The sequence below is a fragment of the Streptomyces sp. NPDC092370 genome, from assembly GCF_044755265.1.
Taxonomy (GTDB): Bacteria; Actinomycetota; Actinomycetes; order Streptomycetales; family Streptomycetaceae; genus Streptomyces.
Genome location: NZ_JBIVQO010000001.1, coordinates 396,961 through 415,249, shown reverse-complemented (window position 1 = coordinate 415,249; position 18,289 = coordinate 396,961). Strand labels below are relative to the sequence as shown.

14 protein-coding genes are annotated in these 18,289 nt (G+C 72.4%); 5 read left to right on the top strand and 9 right to left on the bottom strand.

Going from position 1 to position 18,289, the window contains the following annotated elements; genetic code table 11:
• Positions 1–183 precede the first annotated feature (183 nt).
• A complete protein-coding gene (locus ACIQHQ_RS01830) occupies positions 184–1,224 on the top strand; it encodes a hypothetical protein (RefSeq protein WP_402609084.1) in 1,041 nt (346 codons plus the stop codon).
• Between the two features lie 226 nt (positions 1,225–1,450).
• Here ACIQHQ_RS01830 and ACIQHQ_RS01825 read toward each other — a convergent pair whose 3' ends face one another.
• Both ACIQHQ_RS01825 and ACIQHQ_RS01820 read right to left on the bottom strand, forming a co-directional pair.
• The gene (locus ACIQHQ_RS01825) at positions 1,451–3,211 is read right to left on the bottom strand and encodes a TIGR03767 family metallophosphoesterase (RefSeq protein WP_402609082.1); all 1,761 of its coding nucleotides are present in this window, start codon (positions 3,209–3,211) and stop codon (positions 1,451–1,453) included.
• Positions 3,212–3,442: 231 nt separating this feature from the next.
• Complete coding sequence (locus tag ACIQHQ_RS01820; protein WP_402609080.1) at positions 3,443–3,901, bottom strand: NUDIX hydrolase; 459 nt, start codon at positions 3,899–3,901, stop codon at positions 3,443–3,445.
• 224 nt (positions 3,902–4,125) lie between these two features.
• Here ACIQHQ_RS01820 and ACIQHQ_RS01815 point away from each other — a divergent pair, with 224 nt between their 5' ends.
• The gene (locus tag ACIQHQ_RS01815) at positions 4,126–7,434 is read left to right on the top strand and encodes a S8 family serine peptidase (RefSeq protein WP_402609078.1); all 3,309 of its coding nucleotides are present in this window, start codon (positions 4,126–4,128) and stop codon (positions 7,432–7,434) included.
• A gap of 67 nt (positions 7,435–7,501) precedes the next feature.
• Here ACIQHQ_RS01815 and ACIQHQ_RS01810 read toward each other — a convergent pair whose 3' ends face one another.
• Both ACIQHQ_RS01810 and ACIQHQ_RS01805 read right to left on the bottom strand, forming a co-directional pair.
• Positions 7,502–8,587: a hypothetical protein gene (locus ACIQHQ_RS01810; protein WP_402609076.1), complete on the bottom strand. Its 1,086-nt coding sequence runs from the start codon at positions 8,585–8,587 to the stop codon at positions 7,502–7,504.
• Between the two features lies 1 nt (position 8,588).
• Positions 8,589–9,143 carry an RNA polymerase sigma factor gene (locus tag ACIQHQ_RS01805; protein WP_402610596.1) on the bottom strand — a complete coding sequence of 185 codons (555 nt, stop codon included), beginning with the start codon at positions 9,141–9,143 and terminating at the stop codon, positions 8,589–8,591.
• Between the two features lie 347 nt (positions 9,144–9,490).
• On the opposite strand from ACIQHQ_RS01805, the gene ACIQHQ_RS01800 reads away from it, so the two are divergent.
• Positions 9,491–10,510 carry an aspartate-semialdehyde dehydrogenase gene (locus ACIQHQ_RS01800; RefSeq protein WP_402609074.1) on the top strand — a complete coding sequence of 340 codons (1,020 nt, stop codon included), beginning with the start codon at positions 9,491–9,493 and terminating at the stop codon, positions 10,508–10,510.
• Positions 10,511–10,609: 99 nt separating this feature from the next.
• Here ACIQHQ_RS01800 and ACIQHQ_RS01795 read toward each other — a convergent pair whose 3' ends face one another.
• Complete coding sequence (locus tag ACIQHQ_RS01795; protein ID WP_402609072.1) at positions 10,610–11,101, bottom strand: DUF1203 domain-containing protein; 492 nt, start codon at positions 11,099–11,101, stop codon at positions 10,610–10,612.
• Between the two features lie 170 nt (positions 11,102–11,271).
• Between ACIQHQ_RS01795 and pepN the strand changes: the two genes are divergently transcribed.
• Positions 11,272–13,851 carry an aminopeptidase N gene (gene pepN, locus ACIQHQ_RS01790; protein WP_402609070.1) on the top strand — a complete coding sequence of 860 codons (2,580 nt, stop codon included), beginning with the start codon at positions 11,272–11,274 and terminating at the stop codon, positions 13,849–13,851.
• Between the two features lie 90 nt (positions 13,852–13,941).
• Here pepN and ACIQHQ_RS01785 read toward each other — a convergent pair whose 3' ends face one another.
• Complete coding sequence (locus ACIQHQ_RS01785) at positions 13,942–14,877, bottom strand: EamA family transporter (protein WP_402609068.1); 936 nt, start codon at positions 14,875–14,877, stop codon at positions 13,942–13,944.
• A 106-nt stretch (positions 14,878–14,983) separates the two neighbouring features.
• Here ACIQHQ_RS01785 and ACIQHQ_RS01780 point away from each other — a divergent pair, with 106 nt between their 5' ends.
• Positions 14,984–15,496: a MarR family winged helix-turn-helix transcriptional regulator gene (locus ACIQHQ_RS01780; protein ID WP_402609066.1), complete on the top strand. Its 513-nt coding sequence runs from the start codon at positions 14,984–14,986 to the stop codon at positions 15,494–15,496.
• 56 nt (positions 15,497–15,552) lie between these two features.
• Here ACIQHQ_RS01780 and ACIQHQ_RS01775 read toward each other — a convergent pair whose 3' ends face one another.
• From ACIQHQ_RS01775 to ACIQHQ_RS01765, 3 genes are all read right to left on the bottom strand, one after another.
• Complete coding sequence (locus ACIQHQ_RS01775) at positions 15,553–15,840, bottom strand: hypothetical protein (RefSeq protein WP_175432574.1); 288 nt, start codon at positions 15,838–15,840, stop codon at positions 15,553–15,555.
• 63 nt (positions 15,841–15,903) lie between these two features.
• Positions 15,904–17,988 (bottom strand): 4-alpha-glucanotransferase, encoded by a 2,085-nt coding sequence (gene malQ / locus ACIQHQ_RS01770; RefSeq protein ID WP_402609063.1) that lies wholly within the window; start codon positions 17,986–17,988, stop codon positions 15,904–15,906.
• Positions 17,989–18,246: a hypothetical protein gene (locus ACIQHQ_RS01765; RefSeq protein ID WP_402609061.1), complete on the bottom strand. Its 258-nt coding sequence runs from the start codon at positions 18,244–18,246 to the stop codon at positions 17,989–17,991.
• Positions 18,247–18,289 lie beyond the last annotated feature (43 nt).

Genomic DNA, 18,289 nt, shown 5'->3' with positions numbered 1-18,289 from the left:
TCCGGGCGTTCCGCCTTCGTTACGAGATGAGTACCCCGTAAGCCGTAACCTCTGGTCCGCACCCGAACGGACCAGGGGCTTTCGGCATCCGAACACTCGTCCTTTAGTGGTGGGTTATCCGTTTTTGTCGACGGCCCTGTAACAGCGGTTCAAGAGCGGCCGGGTCGCGGGAATCTGTGGGTCATGACCCACAACACCCCCCTCTCCCCCCGCCCCCTGCACGACCTGTCCGGCGGCGGGCGCCCCCGCGTGACGACCACGGCCCAGCTCCGCTCGCACGGCCTGTCCACGGCGGAGACGAACGAGCGGTGCCGCCCGGGCGGCCCCTGGCAGCAGCTCCTCCCCGGCGTCGTCCTGCTCCACCCGGGCCCGCCGACCAGCGAGGAGCGGCTGCACGCGGCGCTGATGTACGCGGCGCGGGAGCGCGGCGTGGGGGTGCCCGCCCAGCCGGGCGCGAGCCGGCCGCACGCCCCCGCCTACCCCGAGGTGATGGTCACGGGCCTGGCGGCACTGACGCTGCACGGCTTCTCCTCCACTCCCCCGCTGCCGTCCCTGGACACCATCGACATCCTGGTCCCGCGGCTGCGGCGGCTGCGCTCGACGGGCTGCGCGCGCATCGTCCGCACGCCCGTCATGCCCGCCCCCGAGCAGGTCACCGGGGTGCCGGTGGCGCCGGTCGCCCGCGCGCTGGCCGACGCGGTGGCCGAACTCGCGGACGCCGTGATGGTCCGCCGCCTGCTGACGGAGGCGGTGCGCGGCGCCCACTGCGACCCGGCGGCGGTGGTCCGCGAACTGAACCAGGCGCGGCTGCTGAGCCGCCCGCACGTGGTGGACGCGGTGGAGTCCCTGCTCGCCGAGGGCCGGGCACGCGCGGAGGACCGCCTGTACCGGATGGTCCGCGAGTACGGTCTGCCCGACCCGGTCTGGAACGTCGATCTGCGCCTGCCCGGCGGCCCCTACCTCGGCGGCCTCGACGCGTACTGGCCCGACCAGGCGGTGGCGGTGGAACTCGACACCCGGGCGCCCCGGCAGGACGACGACGCCCTGTGGTCCGAGTACGCCCGCAAGCGCGAGCACCTGGAGCGGCTCGGCATCACGGTCGTCCACATCACGCCGCGCAAGCTCCGCGACTGCCCGGAGCAGCAGGCGACGGTGGTCCGCACGGCCCTGATGGCCTCGGCCGACCGCGAACCGGCCGCGTGCGTCGCGGTGCTGCCCCGATAGTGGCGGACCGGAACAGAACCAGGAGGGGAGAAGAGGGGCCGCCGGGACGCACCGGCGGCCCCTCCTCGCGTCAGGGATCGCCACGCGCCGCGGAACTCCGCCTCGACGACCGCGCCGCTGTCGCCCGTCCGGTCGCCGTTGAAGTCGAGGGCGAGGCAGGGGTGGCCGTCGCCGGTGGTGACGGCCCGGGGAGGGGGAGCGGTACAGGTCGCCGCCGGGCCCGGTGTCAGCCCTTCTTGAGCACCAGTTCGGTGTTGCGGTCGTCCGGGTCGCCGGCGAGGGTCGTGCTCGCGCCGGGGGCGTTGAGGGACAGCTCGCGGTAGAGGGCCGCCAGGCCGGTCTGGGAGAGGTCGGAGAAGTCCGTGCGGTGCGGGGCCGAGGACTCCACCAGCGTGGTGAACAGGGAGATCGTGCCGTCCTTGTTGTCGGTCAGCTCGATGATCCGGGCCAGCTGCGGGAAGTCGACGTGGGAGGCGGTGGAGATCTCCCAGAAGGAACGGCCGTGGGGCGCGGAGTGCGGGGTGATGACGTTCTTGTGGATGTGGCCGTTCACCCAGGCGAGCACCCCGGGGTGGCTGCCGAGCAGGGCGAGGACCTCCTGGCCGTTGTGGCGGCGCTCCTCGGGCCTGGCCGGATCACGGCGGAGGTTCGTCATCGTCTTGCTGGTGTGATGGCTGAAGATCACCGCGTAGGAGTCCTTGTTGTCCCGCAGCGTCCTGTCGAGCCATCTCATCTGGGCGGTGCCGATGGACCCCTCGTAGTGGCCGCCGGAGTCGGTGGTGTCCAGACTGATGCCGATGACGTCGTCGGAGATGCGGAAGGCGTAGTACTGCGTGCCCGCGTCCAGGTTGGCGGAGGAGTAGCCGTGACCGGCCGGGCCGACACCGCGGTGGGCCGGGTCCAGGTGCGCCCTGAGGTACTCGGCCGGCGTGAAGGGCGCGCGCCGCTCGTCGGGGGTGACCGAACGCATCGAGCGGGCGTGGGACGTGAGGAAGTCGTGGTAGCGGACGCCTTCGGGGTCCCGGGCCTTCTTGATCTGTGCCTGGAGCCGCCGCGCCTCGGCCGCGGTCACGTTCATCAGCTTCTTGCCGCCGACGGCGAGTTCGGTGAGGTAGGAGTCACCGTGCGAGGCGTAGCAGCCCATGGGCAGGGAGTCGTGGTTGCCGACCGTGGAGTACCAGGGCAGGTTGAGGCCGGGGCTGCGCACCTCCCGGATGGCGGCCTTCAGGAAGCCGTCGAGGTGCGGGAAGCCGGCCTGCTTGTCGGTGTCGCGGATCGCGGCGTCCGGCTGCCAGTACTGCTTGAGGCCGCTGTTCTGGACGCCCTCGTAGCGGCGCGGGTCGCCGGTGTTGGGCGTGATGCGTCCGCCACTCATGATCTTCATGAACCATTCCAGCTCGGACTTGGCGTTGTTGTCCGTGTTGTCGCCGGTGGTCATGGCGAAGTGCAGCGGGGTGCCGGTGACGGGGGCGCCGCGCAGGGCGTTGATCCGCTCCACGAGCGCGATCGCGCCCTGCACGGTCAGCGCCTCGTGCGGCCGCCAGGCGTGGATGTCGGCCGAGCGCAGGTACTCCAGGCGCAGCGGGTGCTGGGCGTCGATGATGTGCAGGTCGGTGAGCTGGACGAAGGCGGCGAGCGCGGTACGGCGGCCCGCCCGGCCGGGCTTGGGCGCGGCCAGCTCGGAGCGGACGACCCGCTTCCAGCCGGGTCCGTCGCCCAGACGCCGGTAGCCGGAGCTGCCGCGCGGGGCGGCGACGGACGCCACGGTGGTGCCCTTGGTGTAAGGGGCCAGTGGCGCGGCGGGTGCCCGGCGCGAGGAGGCCGCCACGGCGGCGTCGGTGCTCTCCTTGACCGTGGCGGCCTGGCTGTCGCTGGGCCGCAGGGCGTAGCCGACGCCCCCGGAGAGGGCGACCGCGCCGGTGGCGGCGAGGACGGAACGACGGTGGATGCCCTGGCCGGAGCCGGCGTCTGAGCGTGTGCGCGACATGCGCTTCTCTCCCCGAGTGCGAACGCGTCGGCAGTGGTCGCGGGGCGTTCGTGACCCGAACATCCCGCTCGTACTGGATCGTTGGCAGTGGGGATGACCTGTGCGTGAACGAGGCGGCAACGCGCAGCGCCGATCACCGGACGTGGATCTTGGACTACCCTGCGCGTCGTCGCCTGCTCCGGGACCGGCCCGGAGCCGGTCACGCGGCGTTCATCTTCCGGGGTACCGCACCTATTCCGGGGTGTTGGCCAGCCGTCCGGTGACCGGGCGCTCGCGCCACATGCGCAGGGCGATGTCGACCATCGGCACCCGGACGAGACCGGGCACGGCGTCAAGGTCCTGCCAGGCGGCGAGGTCGGTGGAGCCGTTCACCTCGTTGCACAGTTCGCCGCCGATGATCCGGCCCTCGTAGACGAACCGGACGCTGTGATGGTCGACCGGGGGCCGCAAGCCCTCGCGGAAGACGCGGCGGAAGGAGTCCACGCCGAGCAGCCCGGTCACCTCGATGTGGTAACCGGTCTCCTCCTCCACCTCCCGCACGACGGTGTCGTAGGGATTCTCGCCGTGCTCCATGCCGCCGCCCGGCAGGACCCACTCGGGGGTGCCGTCGTGGGCGGGCGAGCGGGCGAGCAGGATCTGTCCGTCCCGGACGCATATGGCGTAGGCCGCCACCCTCAACTTCTGTCGCACTTGGGGACGTTAACCGATTTCTTCGCCACCTTCAGGACTGATGCTCACAAAACGCATCGGGGGTTTTCCCCATACATCCATTTCGTTTCGGTCAACCCTCCCCAAAGAACTTCCCCTTGCGCAAGGCTGTGCGATCGTCCGGGCTTGCCGTTCGGACCGTTTGCGACCTGGACCGATCGGCCCCGGTCGCTTCCCGCTCGTTCCTTTACCTACAAGGGATGCCGATGACCCCTCCCACCCCGCGCGATCAGATATCGGGCCCGAGACGTGTGGTCCGCATCGCCGTGGCCGCCGGTCTCGTCGCCGCGCTCTCCGCGGCCGGGCCGATCCCCCTGGCCTTCTCCGCCGACGGTCCCGGTACGGACGCTCCGGCCGACCCTGGCGTCAAGTCCGCGCACGCCAAGCTCGGTTCGGGCGACGCTGACCTGCTCGCGGAGGCCAAGGCCGACGGCGACAAGACCGTCACGATGATGATCGCCACCGCGCCCGGTAAGACCGAGCAGGTCGCCGGGCAACTGGACGCGGTCAAGGGCGGCTCGGTGGGCCGGGCCGACGACAAGCTGGGCTACGTCCGCGCCACCGTCCCGACGGCCAAGGCGGACTCGGCGATCGCCGCCGCCGCCAAGCTCTCCTCCGTGCACGGCATCGACCTGCGCGAGGAGATCCCGCTGGACGACCCGACGCCGAGCGCGGACACCGCCAAGGGCGCCAAGGCGAAGGGCACGTACCCGGCGCCGGGCAAGAAGACCCCGGCCGAGAACCCGTACAACCCGTCCTTCGAGACGGGCGCGGTCGACTTCGTCGAGGACCACCCGAAGGCGGACGGCCGCGGTGTCACCATCGGCATCCTCGACTCCGGCGTGGACCTCGGTCACCCGGCGCTGCAGAAGACGACGACCGGTGAGCGGAAGATCGTCGACTGGGTGACGGCGACCGACCCGATCGTCGACAACGACAACACCTGGCGCCCGATGGTCACGGCCGTGTCCGGCCCTGCCTTCACCTACCAGGGCCAGTCGTACAAGGCGCCGACCGGCTCGTACGCCGTCAGCCTCTTCAAGGAGTCGTACACCACCGGCGGCGACGCCAAGGGCGACGCCAACCGCGACGGCGACACCACCGACGCCTGGGGCGTGCTGTACGACGCGGCGTCCGGCACGGTCCGGGTCGACCTGAACAACAACAACGACTTCGGCGACGACGCCCCGATGAAGCCGTACAAGGACGGCCACCAGGTCGGGTACTTCGGCACCGACAACCCGGCCACGGACGTCGCCGAGCGGCAGCCGTTCGTCGTGGAGATCCGCAAGGACGTCCCGATGGACCCGCTGGGCGGCTCCTGGGTCGGCAAGAAGTCCGACTTCGTCAACATCGGCGTCATCGAGTCCGAGCACGGCACGCACGTCGCCGGCATCACCGCCGCCAACGGCCTGTTCGGCGGAAAGATGGACGGTGCGGCGCCGGGCGCCAAGCTGGTCTCCTCCCGCGCCTGCACCTGGTCGGGCGGCTGCACCAACGTCGCGCTCACCGAGGGCATGATCGATCTCGTCACCAAGCGCGGCGTCGACATCGTCAACATGTCCATCGGCGGCCTGCCGGCGCTGAACGACGGCAACAACGCGCGCGCCGAGCTGTACACGCGCCTCATCGACACCTACGGCGTCCAGCTGGTGATCTCCGCGGGCAACTCCGGCCCCGGCGCCAACACCATCGGCGACCCGTCCCTGGCCGAGAAGGTCATCTCGGTCGGCGCGTCCGTCTCCAAGGAGACCTGGGCCGCCAACTACGGCTCGGTCGTGAAGAAGAAGTACGCGATGATGCCGTTCTCCTCGCGCGGCCCGCGTGAGGACGGCGGTTTCACGCCGACCCTGGTCGCCCCGGGCGCGGCGATCAACACCATCCAGACCTGGATGCCGGGCCAGCCGGTCGCCGAGGCGGGCTACTCCCTGCCGGCCGGTTACGGCATGCTTCAGGGCACCTCGATGGCCTCCCCGCAGGCCGCCGGTGCCTCGGCGCTGCTGATCTCGGCCGCCAAGCAGAAGAAGATCGACCTCACGCCGGCGACCCTGCGCACGGCCCTCACCTCGACCGCCGACCACATCAAGGGTGTGCAGGCGTACGAGGAGGGCGTGGGCCTCATGAACATCGAGGACGCCTGGGGCGCCATCCGCGACGACGCCACCGCGCACTCCTACACGGTCAAGGCGCCGGTCGACACCGCGATGGACCAGTTCCTCAAGACCCCGGGCTTCGGCACGGGCCTCTACGACCGTGAGGGCGGCCTGAAGGCCGGCCAGAAGAAGACCTACGAGGTCACGATCACCCGTACGTCCGGCACCGCCAAGGCGATCCGGCACGAGCTGCACTTCGAGAACAACGCGGGCGGCACGTTCCGCATCGTCGGCTCCGACGTGGTGAAGCTGCCGCTGAACAAGCCGGTGACCGTCAAGGTCCAGGCCGCGCCGAAGTCCGCGGGCATCAAGAGCGCGATCCTCGAGGTCGACGACCCCCGCACCGAGGGCATCGACCGGCAGGTCCTGCACACGGCCGTGGTCTCCGCGCCGCTGAAGTACACCTTCTCCGCCAAGGACTCGGTGCAGCGCAACAGCTCGCAGCACTACTTCGTCACCGTCCCCGAGGGCGCGAAGACCCTCGAGGTCGCGATGAGCGGGCTGAAGGACAAGAGCCAGACCCGGTTCATCTCCATCCACCCGTACGGCGTCCCGTCCGACCCGACGTCGACGGTCAACTGCTACCCGAACTACTCGAACCCGGCCAACACCTGCCGTCCGGACCTGCGTTCGTACGCGGACCCGCAGCCGGGCGTCTGGGAGATCGAGGTCGAGTCGCGCCGTACGTCGCCGCTGCTCGACAACCCGTACAAGCTGGACGTCGCCGTGCTCGGCGCTGTCTTCGCCCCGGAGACGGTGACCGTGCCCGAGGCGAAGGTCGGCACCCCGGCCGCCGCCTCCTGGAAGGTGACGAACGGCTTCGCCGCGCTGGACGGCAAGCTGGTGGGCGGCCCGCTGGGCTCGGCCAAGGCGACCCGCCCCTCGATCAAGCACGGTGAGACGCAGACCACGACGGTCGAGGTGCCCGCGGGTGCCAAGTCGCTCGACGTCGCCATCGGCGGTGTCTCGGACAACGCCGCGGACCTGGACCTCGCCGTGTACGACGCGTCGGGCACGCAGGTCGGCAGCTCGGCCGACGGCGACTCGGAGGAATCGGTCTCGCTGCCGTCCCCGGCCGCCGGGACGTACACGATCGAGGTCGTCGGCTACTCGGTGCCGGCCGGCACCACGGCGTACGACTACCAGGACGTGTTCTTCTCCCCGTCCCTCGGCAGCGTCACCGTCGACGGGTCGGCTCCGGTGAAGCTCGGCACGGGCGGCTCGGCCACGGTCTCGGGCAGCGTCACCGCCGCGGCGGCCGCTCCCGAGGGGCGCGAGTTCTTCGGTCAGGTCCAGCTGGTCAACGCGCGCGGCACGGTCGCGGGCGTGGGCAGCGTGAAGATCGAGAAGGTTCTGCCGTAGCGGTTCACGGCGACTGAGGGGCGGGCGTCCGCGGTGCGGGCGCCCGCCCTTCGTCGTGCGCGTCGGACTAGGGGCAGGGCAGGGTGCGTGACTCGGGCAGGCCGGCGGTGATCCACGCCCGGTCCCGGGCGATCTCCTTCTCTCCCGTCGCCCACAGGTCCGGCTCGGCCCGTCCCTGCGGGATCCCGACCAGGACGTGATCGCCCGCGCGCAGCCGGGGCTCGATGTCGCCGTCCACGGGGAAGGAGACCCGGTCCTGCCCCGTGGCGGGCTTGTAGTACCGGTCCACGTCGAGGGTGACGCGGTCCTGGCCGGTACCCGGGACGGTCTCGACCTTGGCGACCGTGCCCTCGATCACGAGCCGGGCGCAGGCGAGATACCCGGCGTGACTGAGCTTGGCCTCCTCACCGGCCTGCGGCCGGCCGGCATGGTCGGCGGCGGCCGACCCGGAGTCCTGCTCACCCCCGGCCCCACCGCTCTGGACCACGAGCCAGCCCATTCCGATCACGACGGTGGCACCGGCAGCGGCGACGAGTCCCTTCAGCGCCACGGTGAGCGGCTTCGGCCGGGCCCGACGCCGCGAGGACAACGACGTGACCGTCGCCCCACCCACGCCCGCCTGGGGCCCGTGCCCCCTGTCCCCCACGCCCGGCGCGGTGCCGAAGCCGCCCCTCGCGTCCGGCTCGGCCCCTGTCCCGTCTCCGGCCGCCGCGGGCGTCCCGCCCGGCCCGGACCCGGCAGACACCGCCGGCACCGGTGGCGTGCCGTCCGCCTCCCCACCGCCGTGCTTGGAAGACGCCCCCCTCGGTGACGAGCCGGCGTCGGCCCCCGGGCCGGCCGTGTCCGCGGCAGGCGGGGCGTCGTCGACCGGTCCCGCTGTCGCCGCTCGCGGAGCCGGGCCCCCGGCCTCCGTCCCGGTTTCCCCCGTCTCACCGGTCCGCGCCAGCGTGTCCCCGAGCAGCCCCAGCTGGCGCCGCAGCAGTGCCACGTCCGCCGCGGCCGCGTCATGGGCGGCGCGGTAGGCCGCGTCCTCGCGGGCCTCCCGCGGCACGGGGGCCCCGACGAGCACGGCCATCAGCGCGTCCATGCCGTCGTACTCACCACCGCCGTCATGCTCTGCGCGGCGCCGGTCGTCATTGTTCCGGGCGGTCACGTCACACCACCTCGTCCTCGTGCAGGCGGGCGCGAAGGGCCCGTACGGCCGTGTGCAGCCGGCTCTTGACCGTGCCCTCCGGGACGCCGAGCTGCTCGGCGATGGACCGGACCGGCAGGTCGGCGTAGAAGCGCAGGACGACGACCTGCCGCTGGGCGGCGGGCAGTGCGTCCAGGCCCTGGGCGACGGCGACGGACAGCACACTGCTGTCCTCGCCGGAGGGATGCGCCGGCTGGCGCAGGGCGGCCAGCCGCTCCCCGAGCCGTTCCTGGCGGCGTTTGGCCCGGTGCCAGTCCATCGCCAGGTTGGAGGCGACGACCGCCGCCCACGCGGAGACGTCCCGCGGCGCCTCCCGGCCGCTCGCGGCCCGCTCCAGCAACCGCAGGCGGACCTGCTGCACCCCGTCCGGCAGGTCCGCCTGCGGTACTCCGCCGAGTGCCAGCACCGCCCGCACCCGACGCTCCTGCGCCGCGTCCAGCGGATCCGCCCCGCTCTGCGGATCGCCGCCGGCCGCGGCATGCGCCTCCCGGCCGCGCCGTGCCCTTCCGCGCAACAGCACAAGCCACCCCCCTCACCGTGTTTCTCCTACGACGCCGGCACGGTCCTGAACGTTCGGCCGCCGTCACGGCGAGTTCCACCGGGCCGGCAGAGGCGTACATCACACTTCCGTGTGGCCGTAACCGACAGGGGCAGGCGAGCTTGCGGCGCACGACCCCCGCAGGACGAATTCCTCCAGCTCAGCGGGGTCGACACCGCAGGTCCGCAACCATGGGACGGGACGAGCCGTCCCACTCTCCGGGCAGACCGGGGAAAGAAGTGGACAGGCGGGCCCTGGTCGGCCGCATGATGGAAAAGCCTCGGCCAAGCAACGAGCACGTGAAAGACGCAGGAGAGGGAGTCACCGTGAGGGTCGGAATCGTCGGAGCCACCGGACAGGTGGGCACGGTCATGCGCAGGATCCTCACGGAGCGGAACTTCCCGGTCACGGAGCTGCGCCTGTTCGCCTCGGCCCGTTCCGCGGGCACGCAGCTGGACGGCGTGACGGTGGAGGACGCGGCGACCGCCGACTACACCGGCCTGGACATCGTGCTGTTCTCCGCGGGCGGTGCCACGTCCAAGGCGCTGGCCGAGAAGGTCGCCTCCCAGGGCGCCGTGGTGATCGACAACTCCTCCGCGTGGCGCAAGCACCCCGAGGTGCCGCTGGTCGTCTCCGAGGTCAACCCGCACGCGATCGCGAACCGCCCCAAGGGCATCATCGCGAACCCGAACTGCACGACCATGGCCGCGATGCCCGTCCTGCGTCCGCTGCACGACGAGGCGGGCCTCGAGGCCCTGGTCGTCGCCACGTACCAGGCGGTCTCCGGCTCCGGCCTCGCGGGCGTCGCCGAGCTGCACGGCCAGACGCAGAAGGTCGTCGCCGAGGCCGAGAAGCTCACGCACGACGGTGAGGCGGTCGACTTCCCCGAGCCGGGCGTCTACAAGCGCCCCATCGCCTTCAACGTGCTGCCCTTCGCGGGCAACCTGGTCGAGGACGGGCTGAACGAGACCGACGAGGAGCAGAAGCTCCGCAACGAGTCCCGCAAGATCCTTGAGATCCCCGAGCTGAAGGTCTCCGGCACCTGCGTGCGCGTCCCGGTCTTCTCCGGTCACTCCCTCCAGGTCAACGCCCGCTTCGCCCGCCCGATCTCCCCGGAGCGCGCGACGGAGCTCCTCAAGGACGCCCCGGGCGTCGAGCTCTCCGACATCCCCACCCCTCTCCAGGCCGCCGGCAAGGACCCGTCCTACGTCGGCCGCATCCGCCGCGACGAGACGGCGGACAACGGCCTGGCCTTCTTCGTCTCCAACGACAACCTCCGCAAGGGCGCGGCCCTGAACGCGGTTCAGATCGCGGAGCTGGTGGCGGCGGAGCTCTCCGCCAAGTAGCCGGACGGCACGGCATGTCGCGGGGCGGTCACCCACTGCGGTGACCGCCCCGGCGTCGTCCCGGCCGGTTCCGGACCGCGCGGCCGGCGCACGTGGGCCTCAGCCCTGCCGGTGCCTGCGCACCTCGTACAGGAAGCAGCCGTACTCGACGGCCCGGACGTGGACGAGCGCCACGGCCGGGTCCGCGAACGCCTCGGAGAAGGCCGTCTCGAACCCCGCGGGCTCCGCGACCAGCCGTCCGCCCAGGATGTGGCCCTCGGCCGAGTAGCGGCGGACCGTGCGGTGGGAGCCGGTGAAGGGGAGGGGCGCACCGGCCGGGCCCGCGCACTCCTCGGCGTGGACGAAGACCGGGCCCTGTTCGTCGTAGGCGCCCGGGGCGGCGCCGGTTTCGGCGGCCCAGCGGCGCAGGGGGGCGTAGGAGACCAGCGCGATGCGTTCCCCCGGCTCGCTGTGGCGCAGGCAGCAGCGGAGGGGGGCGCCGCCCTCGGTGTCGGTGAAGGGGACCGCGGGACGGCCCGCGTCGTCCGTCGCGCGCAGCTCCTTCACGGCCCGGGGGTCGATGGGGCGCGCGGTGTACGTGGTCGTCGTCATGCTCACCAGGCTCACTCGCGCGAGGCCTTCCCACCGGCGGAATCCGGACGTCGCGTTCGCCCGGGCCCTCGCCACCCGAGGGGTATCCCTAGGAGACGCCCGGGTCGTCGCCCGACGTCGAGTCGCCGTGGAAAGATGGCGCAACCCACCCATAACGAGGAGATGACCGCGTGCCTGGCACAAACCTGACCCGCGAAGAGGCGCAGCAGCGGGCGCAGCTGCTCGCCGTTGACTCGTACGAGATCGAACTCGATCTCTCCGGCGCGCAGGAGGGCGGCACCTACCGGTCCGTGACCACGGTGCGCTTCGACGTGACAGCCGAGAACGGCGCGGAGTCGTTCATCGACCTGGTGGCGCCGACGGTGCACGAGGTGGCCCTGAACGGGGACTTGCTCGACCCGGCCGAGGTCTTCGCGGACTCCCGGATCGCGCTGCCCGGGCTGCTTCACGGGCGCAACATCCTCCGGGTCGTCGCCGACTGCGCGTACACCAACACCGGTGAGGGTCTGCACCGGTTCGTGGACCCGGTCGACGACCAGGCGTACCTCTACACCCAGTTCGAGGTCCCGGACGCCCGCCGGGTGTTCGCCAGCTTCGAGCAGCCGGACCTGAAGGCGACCTTCCGGTTCACCGTGAAGGCGCCCGAGGGCTGGACCGTCATCTCCAACTCGCCGACGCCCGAACCCCAGGACAACGTCTGGGCGTTCGAGCCGACCCCGCGCATCTCGACGTACATCACGGCGCTGATCGTCGGCCCGTACCACTCGGTGCACAGCGTGTACGAGAAGGACGGCCAGTCCGTCCCGCTCGGCATCTACTGCCGGCCCTCCCTCGCCGAGTACCTCGACTCGGACGCCATCTTCGAGGTGACCCGGCAGGGCTTCGAGTGGTTCCAGGACAAGTTCGACTACGCCTACCCGTTCGAGAAGTACGACCAACTGTTCGTGCCGGAGTTCAACGCGGGCGCGATGGAGAACGCGGGCGCGGTGACCATCCGCGACCAGTACGTGTTCCGCTCGAAGGTGACGGACGCCGCGTACGAGGTGCGCGCCGAGACCATCCTGCACGAGCTGGCCCACATGTGGTTCGGCGACCTCGTGACCATGGAGTGGTGGAACGACCTGTGGCTGAACGAGTCGTTCGCCACGTACACCTCCATCGCCTGTCAGGCGCACGCGCCCGGGTCGCGCTGGCCGCACGCGTGGACCACCTTCGCCAACTCCATGAAGACCTGGGCGTACCGGCAGGACCAGCTGCCGTCCACCCACCCGATCATGGCCGAGATCCGGGACCTGGACGACGTCCTGGTCAACTTCGACGGCATCACGTACGCCAAGGGCGCCAGCGTCCTCAAGCAGCTCGTCGCCTACGTGGGCATGGACGAGTTCTTCCGGGGCGTGCAGGCGTACTTCAAGCGCCACGCCTTCGGCAACACCCGGCTGTCGGACCTGCTGGACGTGCTGGAGGAGACCTCCGGCCGCGATCTGAAGACCTGGTCGCAGAAGTGGCTCCAGGCGGCCGGCATCAACGTCCTGCGCCCGGAGATCGAGACGGACGCCGACGGGGTCGTCACCTCCTTCGCCATCCGCCAGGAGGCCCCGGCCCTGCCCGCCGGTGCCAAGGGCGAGCCGACACTGCGCCCGCACCGGATCGCCGTCGGCCTGTACGAACTCGACGGGAGCAGCGGCAAGCTGGTCCGCGAGGAGCGCATCGAGCTGGACGTGGACGGCGAGTCGACGTCCGTGCCGCAGCTGGTCGGCAAGCGCCGCCCGGCCGTGATCCTGCTCAACGACGACGACCTGTCGTACGCGAAGGTCCGCCTGGACGAGCAGTCCCTGGCCTTCGTGACCGAGCACCTCGGCGACTTCGAGTCCTCCCTGCCGCGGGCCCTGTGCTGGGCGTCGGCCTGGGACATGACGCGGGACGCCGAGCTCGCGGCCCGCGACTACCTGTCGCTGGTGCTGTCCGGCATCGGCAAGGAGTCGGACATCGGCGTCGTACAGTCGCTGCACCGCCAGGTGAAGCTGGCGATCGACCTGTACGCCGACCCGGCCGCCCGCGAGACGCTGCTGGCCCGCTGGACCGACGCGACGCTGGCCCACCTGCGGGCGGCGGCCCCGGGCAGCGACCACCAGCTCGCGTGGGCGCGCGCGTTCGCGGCGACGGCCCGCACACCCGAGCAGCTGGATGTGCTGGACGCGCTGCTGGACGGCTCGCAGACCGTGGAGGGCCTGGTCGTCGACACCGAGCTGCGCTGGGCGTTCGTGCAGCGCCTCGCGGCGGTCGGCCGGTTCGACGAGGCGGAGATCGCGGGCGAGTACGAGCGGGACCGCACGGCCGCCGGTGAGCGCCACGCGGCCACGGCCCGGGCGGCCCGTCCGACGCCGGAGGCCAAGGCGGAGGCGTGGGCGTCGGTCGTCGACTCCGACAAGCTGCCGAACGCCGTGCAGGAGGCGGTCATCGGCGGCTTCGTCCAGACCGACCAGCGCGAGGTGCTCGCCCCGTACGCGGACCGGTACTTCGAGGTGGTCAAGGACATCTGGGAGTCCCGCTCCCACGAGATGGCCCAGCAGATCGCCGTCGGTCTCTACCCGGCGGTCCAGGTCTCCCCCGAGACCCTGGACAAGACGGATGCCTGGCTGGCGTCCGCCGAGCCGAACGCGGCGCTGCGCCGTCTGGTCTCGGAGTCCCGCGCGGGCGTCGAGCGCGCCCTGCGGGCCCAGCGGGCGGACGCGGCGGCCGGGGAGTAGTCCCGGCGGCTCCACAGCGGAAGGGGCGTCCGGCGTGTGCCGGGCGCCCTTTCGCTGCCCTCTGTTCCCCTCGGGCGGGTGGGGCCGTGCCTATCGCCGCAGCGCTCGGTCCCGCACGTCCCTCGGCTCCGTGCGGGCGTTCCCCGCGCCCAAGCCGACGGCTTGCGACGGCCGGGTGACGAACTGTCCCGCCACCGTCGCCCCGAACGCCAGTGCCATGCCCACGAGTTGCACCGGCGTCAGCGCCTGCCCGAGCGCCGCCCAGCCGACGACGGCCGCGGTCAGCGGGGAGAGCGGCCCGAGGAAGGTGACCTGGGTGGCGGTCATGCGGCCGATGCCCCGGAACCACAGCCAGTACGCGACCGCCGTGTTCGCCACGGCCAGGTAGAGGTAACCGCCGACCGCCGGGCCGTCGAGCGCCGGCGGGGCGCCCTCGGCCAGGAAGGCGAGCGGCGCGATGAGCAGGCCTCCCGCGGTCAGCTGCCAGCCGGTCAGCGCCAGCGGGCCGACGCCCTCGGGGCGCCCCCACCGCTGGGTGAGCACGGTGCCGGTCGACATCGACGCCGTGGAGGCGACGGCCGCCAGCAGACCGAGCGCGTCCAGCGCCCCGGCCGCCCGCAGGACGACGAGGCTGACACCGAACGCGGCCACGGCCCCGGTCAGCAGCGTGCGCGCCGACGGCCGCTGCCCGAGCAGCAGCACGGAGAGGCCGGCCACGAACAGCGGACCGGCCGAGCCGACGACCGCCGCCAGACCGCCGGGCAGCCGGTACGCGGAGAGGAACAGCAGCGGGAAGAAGGCGCCGATGTTCAGCGCGCCGAGCACCGCGGCCTTACCCCACCAGGCACCGCGCGGCAGCACCCGGCCGAGGGCGAGCAGCAGCAGGCCGGCGGGCAGGGCGCGTACCAGGGCGGTGAACAGGGGGCGGTCGGGCGGGAGGAACTCGGTGGTGACCGCGTAGGTCGTGCCCCAGGAGACGGGGGCGAGGGCGGTGAGGGTGATGAGAGCGGCGCGGGAGGTGGCCATGGCGGGCACCCTTCAAGTAGGTCGGTAGAAAGTAGCTTAGCGCTAAGCTACTTTCAGTCAAGCTACTTTCTTGCAGGTGACCGAGGGGCGGCGGATACTCGTCGGCATGAGCGAACGCCCGGAGCAGCGCAAGGACCCCGTCGACGCGATCATCGACCAGTGGGCGGCGGTCCGGCCCGACCTGGACACCGCCGCGATGGAGGTCTTCGGCCGGATCAACCGCCTCTCGCACGCGATCGGCGAGCGGGTGGGGAAGGTGTACGCGACGTTCGGGATCTCCCGTGGGGAGTTCGACGTGCTGGCGACCCTGCGCCGCTCCGGCGAGCCCTACACGCTCTCACCCCGCCAGCTCTCCGCGACGCTGATGCTCACCACCGGCGGCATGACGGGGCGGCTGGACAAACTGGAGCGGGCGGGGCTGCTGCGCCGCTCCCCCGACCCGCACGACCGGCGCGGGCTGCACGTCACGCTCACCGACGAGGGCCTCGCACTGGTCGACGAGGCGGTCGGGGCGGGGCTGGCGGTCCAGGCGGAGGCGCTGTCCGCCCTGGGCGCGCGGCGGGCCGGGCAGCTGGCCGATCTGCTGCGGGACCTCCTGGCGGGGACGGACAGGCCCTGACACGCCGAGGGCGCCGCCGCGGTCATCGCGGCGGCGCCCTCGGTGAGGAACGCTGATCAGGCCTTGACTTCGCTCTTCGCGTCGGCCTTCGTGGTGATGTTGGAGCTGGTCGGGTCCTTCTTCTTGTGCGACTTGTCGCCGATCATCACCAGACCGTGGATGACCAGGTACAGCACGATCGGGGCCACGACGAAGAGGCCCAGCGTCTCGATGACGCTCAGGCCCGGGCCGGGGTCGTCACCGTCGTCGCGGGTGAGCGCGCTCGCGGGGGACGACATGAGCAGCATCATCAGCGTCGTACCGGCTGCCAGGGCGCCGGCGCGCAGGGCGTTCTTCTTGTCCACGGTGTCAAAGTATCCAACGCCGACCGGGGACGCGCGCCCGGGGTGCCGTAAGAGACCCACGCCTCATGATCCGCCCTCCCTGAGCACCTCCATCAGCGCGCGCAGCCGCGGCGAGGCCGCCAGGTCCTCCAGTGTCACCGGCCGCCCCTGCGCGTCCGCGATGGGCAGACGCCAGTTCGGGTACTGGTCCCACGTCCCGGGGAGGTTCTGCGGGCGCCGGTCGCCCACGCCGTCCGGGAGCCAGACGCCGACCATGCGGGCCGGGGTGCGCAGCAGGAAGCGGTGGACGGCCTGGATCTCGGCCTCCTCCGAGGAGGTGTCGCTGCCGCCGCCCGAGCCGTGCAGCAGGCCGAGCCGGGAGAGGAGGGTCAGCCACTCCCCCGCGTCGGCGGCGGCCTCGGCGCGCTCCTCCTCCAGCGGGCGGGTCAGCAGGCCCAGGCTGTCGCGGAGATCGACGTGCTCGCCGGTGAGGCGGGCGGCCGTGGAGGGCAGGTCGTGGGTGGTGGCGGTGGCCAGGCAGTCGGCGCGCCAGCTGTCGGGGGGCAGGGGGCGGCCGTCGCCTTCCCAGTCGCGTTCGAACCACAGCACGGACGTGCCGAGCACTCCGCGTTCGCGCAGCGCCTCGCGCACGCCGGGCTCGACGGTGCCGAGGTCCTCGCCGATCACCGGCGCCCCGGCCCGGGAGGCCTCCAGGACCAGCACGGCGAGCATGGCCTCGGCGTCGTAGCGGACGTAGGTGCCCTCGGTGGGCGGGTGGCCCTGCGGGACCCACCAGAGGCGGAACAGGCCCATGACGTGGTCGATGCGCAGCGCTCCGGCGTAGCGGAACAGGGCGCGCAGCAGCTCGCGGAAGGGGGCGTAACCGGACTCGGCCAGGCGGTCGGGGCGCCAGGGCGGCAGGCCCCAGTCCTGGCCGCGGGCGTTGAAGGCGTCCGGCGGGGCGCCCACCGACATGCCGGCGGCGAAGTACTCCTGCTGCGCCCAGGCGTCGGCACCGCCGGGGTGGACGCCGACCGCGAGGTCGTGCACGATCCCGACGGGCATCCCGGCCTCGCGCCCGGCGCGCTGCGCGGCGGTCAGCTGGGTGTCGGTGAGCCAGGCGAGCCGGGACCAGAAGTCGACCCGGTCCATGAGGCCGTTGCGCGCCCGGACGGTCTCGGCCGACCGCGGATCGCGCAGGCCGGTCGGCCAGCGGTGCCAGTCGGAGCCGTGCACCTCGGCGAGCGCGCACCAGGTGGCGTGGTCCTCAAGGGCCCGGCCCTGCCCGGCGAGGAAGTCGCAGTAGGCGGCGCGCCGGCCGGGACCGAGGGGGACCTCGCCGAGCAGCTCCAGCGCCTCCCGCTTGAGCTCCCACACCGCGTCCCGGTCGATCAACGCGCCCTGGTGCAGCACCGCTTCGCGCAGCCGTCCGGCTCTCTCCAGGAGGGTGCGCAGGCGTTCGGGGTCCTCGACGTACGCGGTCTCGGGGATGTCCTCGATGCGCAGGTGCACGGGATCGGGGAAGCGGCGCGAGGACGGGCGGTACGGGGAAGGGTCGGTGGGGGCGCCGGGGACGGCCGCGTGCAGCGGGTTGACCTGGACGAACCCGGCGCCGAGCGATCGCCCGGCCCACCCGGCCAGCTCGGCGAGGTCACCGAGGTCGCCCATGCCCCAGGAGCGGCGGGACAGCAGGGAGTAGAGCTGGACGAGGAGGCCGTGGGAGCGCCCGGCGGGGCTGGGCAGGCGGGGCGGGGCGACGATCAGGTGGGCGGTGGCGGTGCGGCCGTCGGGGGTGGTGGCGGCCAGCCGGTGGACGCCGGGCGGGAGACCGTCGGCCGAGGCGCGGGTCTCGCCCTGCTCGGTGTCGATCCGCAGCCGGGTTCCCTCGGGCAGCGCGGCCAGGGCGGCCGGGGGGCTGCCGCTCCAGCCGACCACGGTCGGCGGCAGCAGCCGTGCACCCACTTCCCGCTCGCGGGCCGCGAGCGCGGCGCTCACTGCGCCGGGCGTGCGCGCGTCCACGCCGAGGGCGGCCAGGGTCAGGGTGAGAGCGGTGGCCGAGGCCGCGACCGTGCGGTCCGGGGACGGACTGTAGGACGTGGCGACGCCGTGCAGGACGGCGAGGCGGGACAGATCCTCGGAGGGCGGGTCGGCCGGCCGGGGTGCGGTCATCTACATCCTCGAGTAGTCCGGGACGAAGGCCGGGGGCTCGCTGGTCAGGGGGGCGGCTTCGGCGAGCGGCGGCTCACTGGTGAGGGGCTCGGCGTCGGGCAGCGGGGGCTCGCTGGTCAGCGGCAGTTCGGTGTGGGTGCTCTCGGAGCTGAAGACGCAGTAGCGGGGGTCGGCACAGTGGGGGTCGTCGTGGTCGGCGGACGGGTCCGCCACGGGTTTGGACTGGACCGGGAGCGGAAGGAAAGTCATCGCAGCCACGGGGGCCTCCTTGTCGAGTAAGGCTTTCGATGGGTCATCGCAG